An 8558-nucleotide genomic window follows, 5' to 3' on the forward strand; every position below is an offset into this window, starting at 1 on the left:
TCATTGGGACACGCAACGAAACTTGAGAAACCTTAATTCTACAAGTTTCGTGACCTAACCTAAATGATTTAATATACGTTATATTCTTTAGTAAATAGCAATGGAGATTTAATTGAATTCACTCGTTCAAATTATTCTACTGGTTTTTTGCTTTGTCCATTCTCTTTATGCGGCTCCAAGTTTTTTAACAATTAGTGATATTCACTACGGCAGTACGAATCAATCTCGTGATGGAGAGGATACTGGGCCAGAATTTCTAAAAATTACCATGAAGCAATATGAAAAACTAAGCAAAAAAGTAGACTTCATTCTTTGTTTAGGTGATTTACCTACTCACTCTTTATTTAATTCACCTAAAAAAGGTGAGTTCGAAAAAACTGTATTTGATGAATTATATGAGAACGATAAGGATCTGAAACCTATTTTTTATATTCCAGGGAACAATGACTCTTTACTTGGTAATTATCAACCCTTTGAATCAAATGGTGTTTCTCCATTAAATTTTGCTACGGACTGGGATGGAGCTTGTGCTCACTGTAAAGGATTAATTATAGATGACAGTCATATGTATCAAGATGGGTATTATTCGAGTTATGTAATCCCTGGGGATAAAGAAATTATTTTGATAGCCTTAAATGCAACTCAATGGACAAGAACACCTATTCTTTCAAAGTATGCAAATCAGGAGCATGATGCTTTAACCCAACTTTCGTGGCTGAATCAACAATTAAAAAAACATCACGCCAAACAACTTTTAATTGCTATGCATGAACCACCTGGAACTTCATATCGGGGGGAGCCTATTTGGCATGAACCTTATCTGCAAGAATTTATAAGCATATTAAACAACCATAAAAAATCATACGGTGAAATCACTCTACTTACCTCTCATACGCATATGGATGGATTTAGAAAAATCCATTTAAATGATGGAAGTAATATATATGCTTATTCTAATCCAGCTGTTAGCCGTATTCATCACAATTACCCAGCGATGAAAATATTTAGCCTGGGTAATAATTTAAAAATAAAAAATTTTACTACTTATTATACAAGTGATCCAAACAGTTGGAACAACCAACAATATCAGGCGCTTAATTCTAATGGATCAATTTTTCCGCATTGCAACCAGACGCTATCTCAATGTTTGAATAAGTTAAATACTGAACACGTATGTAATTATTTAGATAGAGGTTCGTTTATTGGTGTAAAAAGTCCTACGGTACCTAATCAAGAATGCAAAAAAATATATAAAGTTTCCTAATTGACAAATTCATCAATCGACTCTAACTTTGATCCGTTATCATTAAAGGACTAAAATATGAAAGCTTTATATACTGCAACAGCACGAACCCACGGCGGCCGTAATGGTCATATAGAAACCTCCGACGGATTATTAAGGCTGGACCTCGCCAAACCCCAGGAATTAGGTGGTCAAGGCGGTGGTACCAATCCAGAGGAATTATTTGCTGCAGGTTATGCCGCATGCTTTGAGAGTGCAATGCGTCATGTTGCCAGTTTACAGAACATTCCCCTGCAAGATGTCTCAATTCTCTCTCAAGTCTCTTTGTATCCCACACCTGAAAAAGGATATAAGCTTGGAGTTGAAATGCATACCCACATTACGGGTTTAAATCAAAAAGAAGCAGAAAAATTAGTAACTGAAGCCCATACAATTTGCCCTTATTCGAATGCAATTCGTGGGAATGTTGATGTAAACTTCAAAATAAGCACTGAGTAGCGACGCCTTTACCGAGTGAAACTATTGAGCCTCAAAATCCCGGGTTTTCGCTGCACGTACCCGGGAAGGATGTATATTGAATCCTATTACGAGCTGCTTATGCTTCATATTTTCTGCAACCAGTCTACTTAGTTCACTTATATAATCTTCAGGATAAGTTGTTTTCTTACATGCAAAAAAATCAAAAAATGAACTATTGCGTTTTGTAATTTTCATATTTTCAGTATCTTGGGTAAATGCTTTAATAAAAGCCTCGATCTCCTGTAAATTCCCACTTTGACAGTGCAAATTAAAAATAAATTGTTTTAATAACTCACCTCGTTCCCTACGAGATGCACAAAATGATTGTTCTAAGCTGATGGCACTTCGATGAAGATTATTTAATATCTTTACTACATCCGGAGGCAAATAAGCAAAAAAATTCCCCATGAAGCAAATATTTAATGGGAATTTTATATTGGTTGATTGAACAGTTCCTGATACTATAAATTTATTTGTCGAAAATTGTCTATGAAAAACAAACAATTTGATCTTATTGTTCTCGGTGGTGGTAGTGGCGGGATTGCCAGTGCCGTGCGAGCCGCCAAATATGGAGCCAAGGTTGCTGTAGTAGAGCCTAGCTATTTAGGTGGTACCTGCGTCAATTTAGGCTGTGTCCCCAAAAAAATCATGTTCAATGCGTCCATGATTAATGAAATGATACATCATGCTCCTGAATATGGCTTTTCCATTACCGCAACAAAACTTGACTGGAACACTCTAGTTATTAAACGAAATGCCTACATAGAGCGACTTAGAGAAAATTACGCAAAACGTTTTACCCAATGCAACATCACTTTGATTCAAGGTACTGGGGCTTTTGTCAATCCGCACTCAATTCAAGTAAATGACGAGCAATATCAAGCACAACATATCATCATTGCAACAGGTGGCGAACCGTCCTTACCCACGATCCATGGCGTTCAACATGTTATAGACTCTGATGGTTTCTTTGCTTTGACTAAACAGCCGGAAAAAGTAGCCATTATTGGGAGTGGATACATCGGGGTCGAATTGGCAGGCGTATTAAACGGTCTCGGAAGTGAAACCCACCTACTAATGAGAGGTACACGACCTTTATCCCGCTTTGATAATATCCTAGGGGATACCTTAATGGAGGTGATGCAACAACAAGGTATTCATATTCACTCAAATCATAAGGCAAAAGAAATAAACTTGCATAGCGATGGTAGAAAATCAATCGTATGTTGTAGTGGTTCGATAATTCAAGATATCGATGTCATTATTGCTGCTGTGGGAAGGAAACCCAGAACCTCTGGCCTAAACCTGGAAAAAGTACATGTTACCACTGATGCACAGGGCTTGATTTTGGTCGATGCTTTCCAGAACACCAATACTCAGGGGATCTATGCCCTAGGTGATGTAACCAATGCGCCCGCACTCACTCCTGTAGCAATCGCTGCAGGCCGTCGTTTAGCAGATCGTTTATTTGGTCAACAACCCGGAGCATGCCTGGACTATGAGAACATTAGCACCGTAATCTTTAGCCACCCACCCATTGGAACAGTTGGTCTTGGTGAGCAGGAGGCTATTGAACAATACGGTAAAGAGCAAATTAAAACCTATCAAACTCGTTTTAATCCAATGTTTGAAGCATTCGCTGAAGAAAAGATACCTACCGTGATGAAATTAGTTACCTTAGGTAAAGAAGAAAAAATTATTGGGTTGCATGTCATTGGTTTAGCAGCGGATGAAATGCTGCAAGGCTTTGGGGTGGCAGTCAAGATGGGTGCCTGTAAAAAAGATTTTGATAATACAGTTGCCATCCATCCTACAAGTGCAGAAGAATTTGTGACTATGGTTTAATAATATGAATGATGCTATTCGCAGTTTTCAAGGTAAATCTCCATCATTAGGACAAAGAGTATACATTGATCCTAAATCAGTACTCATTGGGGATGTGTCCCTTGGGGACGATGTATCTGTTTGGCCCATGGCTGTTTTACGTGGGGATGTGAACTCAATTAAAATAGGTAATGCGTGCAGTATTCAAGATGGGGCAATTTTACATGTTACTCATGATGGTCCCTATTCTTCAGGAGGACAACCACTAATTTTGGGTCAAGGAATTACAATTGGGCATCAAGCGGTATTACATGGGTGTATCGTTGACGATTTTTGTCTTATTGGGATGGGCGCATTAATTTTGGATGCTGTACATATACCCCATCATGTTATGGTCGGTGCGGGCTCTTTAGTTTCACCTGGAAAAGTACTCGAAAGTGGTTATCTATATCTTGGAAATCCTGCTAGGGCAATCAGAAAATTAACCCAACAGGAACTTGAAATGTTAGAGTACTCAGCACAACATTATGTACGTCTCAAAGATAAACATTTGGCCTGCTTATAAGCTATCAGAACCCTTAAGAAAACCAAGTTTAGCTCACTTTAACGGCCCAAAAACTCTAAATGTGTATGCTGCGATGTTTCCTTGTTCATTTCTACCCAATCGCTGAAAAAACTTGTAAAAATTTCATCTAAAATAAAAGAAAAGATAGGGATAAGATGCAATGACTCAAACGCCTTTGGAAGCGGAAATATTAAAAACCGAAAAACTAAGAACCACAATTTTAGCTACTATTTTCAGTTTATTATCCCTCATGTGGATAGCATTTATCATACATTCCCCCGAAATATTTTTTCGTATTGCAAACATCTCCGCTTTGCTTTTACCCAGTTATTTAGCGTGTGTTGCACTCTATTTTCTTATGATGCGTAAAGTTATTTGTTGGCATATAGTTCTTAAGAAAAATTTGCCCATCGTTCTACGATACGTGAATGCGTTTATTGAAATGAGTGTTCCTACATTGGGGCTGATTATCGCTACAACATTTCAAACACCAGTGTATGTGCTTTTAATGCCACCTGTCTTACTTTATTTTCTTTTCATCATCCTTTCGTCATTAACGTTAAATGAATGGATATGCCGATTTTCAGGATTGATTGGAGCTCTTGAATATGGGGGGCTTTCTTATTACGTACTAAATTATACTAACACTGAGAATATTGATTACTATTTAGTGGCATGGTTCCCTTTTGCTGCGCGTGGATTCATGATATTAATCGCAGGAATTGTCACTGGTTTTGTCACCATGCAAATTAAAAAGCAGCTTCTTACCGCATTTGACGCTCAGGAGGAACGGGAACGAATTGAAGAGATTTTTGGCAAGCATGTTTCTCCAGAAGTTGTAGCTAAGTTATTATCAGAAGATGCCAATTCAAGCGAATACCTCCCTGTTTGTGTCATGTTTTTGGATATAAGAAATTTTACTCATTTTACCGAACAAAATGAACCCGCGGTAGTTGTGGCGTACCTCAATAAACTTTTTAAATATATCGTAAAAATCATTCATGACAATAAAGGAATTATTAATAAATTTTTAGGGGATGGTTTTATGGCGGTTTTTGGTGCTCCGTTATCCAGTGGGAATGATGTAGCTAATGCAGTAAATGCAGCATTGGCGATTATAAAACGCACGGAAGAAGAAGTAAAAAAAGGTAACCTACCCAATCTAAAATTAGGAATTGGCCTACATTTTGGTGATGCAGTAACAGGCACTATAGGGACCAAAAAACGTCAGGAATATACTATCATAGGAGACGTAGTAAATTCTGCTGCTCATATAGAACAACTCAATAAAATATACAACACAAACATTCTCATCTCTGAAGATGCAATTAAGAAACTACCTGACTTCAAGGGTGAATTTGTGGGTGATGCCACTTTAAAACATCGTGATAATCCGATTAAATTATACCGCCTAAGTTGAAACTTCAATGATGCAGGTTGGGAAAATATAAATTAGGAACATAGTAACGGTATGATTCAAATCTCATTCTATCTTCCTAAAACTAAAGTATAGAGGTGTCATGTAAATTTAAAGACTAGTTTGACAGATCCTGGGCTCTGGGAGGTTCACTTGCTTTGATTGTTTCATAAGGCCATGTGCTCTAAGCAATTCTGCATTATTTACTTTTGCAGACTCTTCTTTAATTATTGTCTGCTCGTATTTACCTAACTCTTCTTCCATTTGCTCTATAAGAAGCTGTAAGCGAGTATTTTTTTCAGCCAGTTCTAATTGGATTGTCTTTACATCTTCCATTCCATTTTCTAAAGCAATAAGTCGTTTTTTAATTTTCATTTGTTATCCCTACATATTTTTTAAAAATCATTTCAATATCCATGGACTGATTATCCAGATAAAAGATGGATAATAGTAACAATTAGTGAACTTTAACTCGAGTTACTCCAGAAATTTTCATCACTAAATCCTCGGTATACGCTGTAGAGGGAGTTTGAAAACCAATTGGAGCATTTCCTGATAAAACATTTTGCATAATTAGTACTGTAGATAAAGCAGTCAGTGAATAACCATTAGGTGTAGTCATTAGGGCAGCAGACTTATCCCCTGCACTATTGACTACTTCACCATAGATTTTGACCACTGAATTTTGTCTTTGCTCTTCAGTAGGTCCAGCAGGTAATTGATTGATTTTATGTATTATATATTTTTTAATTGGCGCACAATTAAAAAGCCATTTAAATGAATTAATTACATTTTTAAATTTAATCACTTTTCTAGGTAAAGCCATATAAGTTTCTATATGTGGAATTTGGGTAGACCACCATGCTGAAGCTAAATCCCCCCAAGAAATCGTAGTACATAACATCTTCTTTGGAGTACCAAAATCAAAAAAATGGCTCTTCCAACCAAAAGGAGCTTTTTTTAAAACTCCATTATCTCGAATCAGACTCCCTTCAGGGATATCTTCTACCATTGTTTTGGCCGTACCATGAGAGATACTTAAACCAGCATGTCCGTTAAATGATGCAATAGCAAGTACTAATCGGCTTGCGTCTGGCAAACAACGTTTTAAGTAAGCTGCCAAACAGTCACTTGGTACCACGTCAAATCCAGAACCAGGAAGTAACATAACCCCATTTCTAAGCGCTTGGTCATTCATTGCCATCAGTTCCTCTATTACCCTGGCCTCGCCAGTAATATCCAAGTAATGAGTCTTCACATCAAGACATGCCAGTGCCATATTTTTGTAAGTATGTTTGAATGGTCCAGCACAATGAATGACAGCCATAAGATCGTGGAGCCCTTTTTTGGTTTGTTCCAGATCATCCACATCAAATACTCGGTATTCCAAATTTAAAGCGGAGGCTTGATGTTCTAATTTCTCTTTGTTTCTTCCTCCCAATATCGGTTTTAATCCTTGTTGCACACTTAATTGCGCAATCAAGTTACCCGTATATCCATAAGAGCCATAAATTAGGAAGTTGTTCTTTTTCATAAGCTACTCAAATATTTGTTTTCTCCAGTGTATCTCGATACCTATCTTTTATCGAGGTTGAGGTTGAAGTTCTGAAAAAATGATAAGGAATCTAAATTGTGAGTCTCATTAAGGCTACAATTTAATCCGAGAATCACGAGTGTAGACGCTCAATGGAACGAATGAGCTTAAAAAGATAATAAGTTGGTAGTTTCTGAAATTTTTATAGCAAAAAAAAAGCGGCTTAAAGCCGCTTTCAAGAATAAAACCCTGGCGATGACCTACTTTCACATGAGGAAACCTCACACTATCATTGGCGCGGTCTCGTTTCACTTCTGAGTTCGAGATGGGATCAGGTGGTTCCAAGACGCTATGGTCGCCAGGAAAACTGTTTTTGCATAATGGGGGCTATTATACCCGAATTATGCGTTAGGTAAATAAAGAGGTGCACATTTTTTTGTAAGTGAGGTCAAAAACCTCACTTTGATACCTTTAAACTTGTATCTGGAGCTAAGAAATGAAGTAGCTCAGATTATATGGTCAAGACAATCAGCCAATTAGTACAAGTTAGCTTCACACATTACTGCGCTTCCACACCTTGCCTATCAACGTTGTAGTCTTCAACGGGCTTCAAGGGAAAACTCATCTTGAGGGAGGCTTCCCGCTTAGATGCTTTCAGCGGTTATCCCGTCCGAACTTAGCTACCCGGCAATGCCACTGGCGTGACAACCGGTACACCAGAGGTTCGTCCACTCCGGTCCTCTCGTACTAGGAGCAGCTCCTCTCAATTTTCCTACGCCCACGGCAGATAGGGACCGAACTGTCTCACGACGTTCTAAACCCAGCTCGCGTACCACTTTAAATGGCGAACAGCCATACCCTTGGGACCTGCTTCAGCCCCAGGATGTGATGAGCCGACATCGAGGTGCCAAACACCGCCGTCGATATGAACTCTTGGGCGGTATCAGCCTGTTATCCCCGGAGTACCTTTTATCCGTTGAGCGATGGCCCTTCCATACAGAACCACCGGATCACTAAGACCTACTTTCGTACCTGCTCGAGCCGTCGCTCTCGCAGTCAAGCACCCTTATGCCTTTACACTCTTGGTACGATGTCCGACCGTACCGAGGGTACCTTTGTGCTCCTCCGTTACTCTTTGGGAGGAGACCGCCCCAGTCAAACTACCCATCATACACTGTCCTCATCCCGGATTACGGGACCAAGTTAGAACCTCAATAACAACAGGGTGGTATTTCAAGGTCGGCTCCATGAGGACTAGCGTCCTCACTTCAAAGCCTCCCACCTATCCTACACAGTTATCATCAAAGTCCAGTGCAAAACTATAGTAAAGGTTCACGGGGTCTTTCCGTCTAGCCGCGGGTACACTGCATCTTCACAGCGATTTCAATTTCACTGAGTCTCGGGTGGAGACAGTGTGGCCATCGTTACGCCATTCGTGCAGGTCGGAACTTACCCG

General features: G+C 39.0%; 8 protein-coding genes and 2 rRNA genes (1 of these 10 cut by a window edge). 5 read left to right on the top strand and 5 right to left on the bottom strand.

The annotated features are described in order from the left end of the window. Positions 1-112 precede the first annotated feature (112 nt). Both HBNCFIEN_RS12460 and HBNCFIEN_RS12465 read left to right on the top strand, forming a co-directional pair. On the top strand, positions 113-1264 hold the full coding sequence (locus HBNCFIEN_RS12460) for a metallophosphoesterase (protein ID WP_182391401.1): 1152 nt from the start codon (positions 113-115) through the stop codon (positions 1262-1264). A 57-nt stretch (positions 1265-1321) separates the two neighbouring features. After that, entirely contained in the window at positions 1322-1741 is a 420-nt protein-coding gene (locus HBNCFIEN_RS12465; protein WP_182391402.1) for an organic hydroperoxide resistance protein, read from the top strand. Positions 1742-1762: 21 nt separating this feature from the next. Here HBNCFIEN_RS12465 and HBNCFIEN_RS12470 read toward each other — a convergent pair whose 3' ends face one another. Continuing rightward, complete coding sequence (locus HBNCFIEN_RS12470; RefSeq protein ID WP_182391403.1) at positions 1763-2170, bottom strand: hypothetical protein; 408 nt, start codon at positions 2168-2170, stop codon at positions 1763-1765. Positions 2171-2251: 81 nt separating this feature from the next. Between HBNCFIEN_RS12470 and gorA the strand changes: the two genes are divergently transcribed. The 3 genes from gorA (at position 2252) to HBNCFIEN_RS12485 (ending at position 5571) form a co-directional block, all read left to right on the top strand. Then, positions 2252-3607: a glutathione-disulfide reductase gene (gorA, locus tag HBNCFIEN_RS12475; RefSeq protein WP_182391404.1), complete on the top strand. Its 1356-nt coding sequence runs from the start codon at positions 2252-2254 to the stop codon at positions 3605-3607. 4 nt (positions 3608-3611) lie between these two features. Next, entirely contained in the window at positions 3612-4151 is a 540-nt protein-coding gene (locus tag HBNCFIEN_RS12480; protein WP_182391405.1) for a gamma carbonic anhydrase family protein, read from the top strand. 160 nt (positions 4152-4311) lie between these two features. Next, the gene (locus HBNCFIEN_RS12485) at positions 4312-5571 is read left to right on the top strand and encodes an adenylate/guanylate cyclase domain-containing protein (protein WP_182391406.1); all 1260 of its coding nucleotides are present in this window, start codon (positions 4312-4314) and stop codon (positions 5569-5571) included. A gap of 108 nt (positions 5572-5679) precedes the next feature. Here the strand turns inward: HBNCFIEN_RS12485 and HBNCFIEN_RS12490 are convergent, their stop codons facing one another. The 4 genes from HBNCFIEN_RS12490 to HBNCFIEN_RS12505 all read right to left on the bottom strand — a co-directional run. Further along, entirely contained in the window at positions 5680-5943 is a 264-nt protein-coding gene (locus HBNCFIEN_RS12490) for a hypothetical protein (RefSeq protein WP_182391407.1), read from the bottom strand. Between the two features lie 82 nt (positions 5944-6025). Beyond that, positions 6026-7102 carry a trans-acting enoyl reductase family protein gene (locus HBNCFIEN_RS12495; RefSeq protein ID WP_182391408.1) on the bottom strand — a complete coding sequence of 359 codons (1077 nt, stop codon included), beginning with the start codon at positions 7100-7102 and terminating at the stop codon, positions 6026-6028. 247 nt (positions 7103-7349) lie between these two features. Beyond that, a 5S ribosomal RNA gene (gene rrf / locus HBNCFIEN_RS12500) occupies positions 7350-7465 on the bottom strand. 152 nt (positions 7466-7617) lie between these two features. Further along, a 23S ribosomal RNA gene (locus HBNCFIEN_RS12505) occupies positions 7618-8558 on the bottom strand (it continues 1956 nt past the right edge of the window).

This window comes from Legionella sp. PC997 (genome assembly GCF_014109825.1).
Lineage (GTDB): Bacteria > Pseudomonadota > Gammaproteobacteria > Legionellales > Legionellaceae > Legionella.

Bases quoted from the DNA above. Each gene is read 5' to 3' on its own strand.
- HBNCFIEN_RS12470 (WP_182391403.1), bottom strand. From the start codon at position 2,170: ATGGGGAATTTTTTTGCTTATTTGCCTCCGGATGTAGTAAAGATATTA.
- gorA (WP_182391404.1), top strand. From the start codon at position 2,252: ATGAAAAACAAACAATTTGATCTTATTGTTCTCGGTGGTGGTAGTGGC.
- HBNCFIEN_RS12480 (WP_182391405.1), top strand. From the start codon at position 3,612: ATGAATGATGCTATTCGCAGTTTTCAAGGTAAATCTCCATCATTAGGA.
- HBNCFIEN_RS12490 (WP_182391407.1), bottom strand. From the start codon at position 5,943: ATGAAAATTAAAAAACGACTTATTGCTTTAGAAAATGGAATGGAAGAT.
- HBNCFIEN_RS12485 (WP_182391406.1), top strand. From the start codon at position 4,312: ATGACTCAAACGCCTTTGGAAGCGGAAATATTAAAAACCGAAAAACTA.
- HBNCFIEN_RS12465 (WP_182391402.1), top strand. From the start codon at position 1,322: ATGAAAGCTTTATATACTGCAACAGCACGAACCCACGGCGGCCGTAAT.
- HBNCFIEN_RS12495 (WP_182391408.1), bottom strand. From the start codon at position 7,102: ATGAAAAAGAACAACTTCCTAATTTATGGCTCTTATGGATATACGGGT.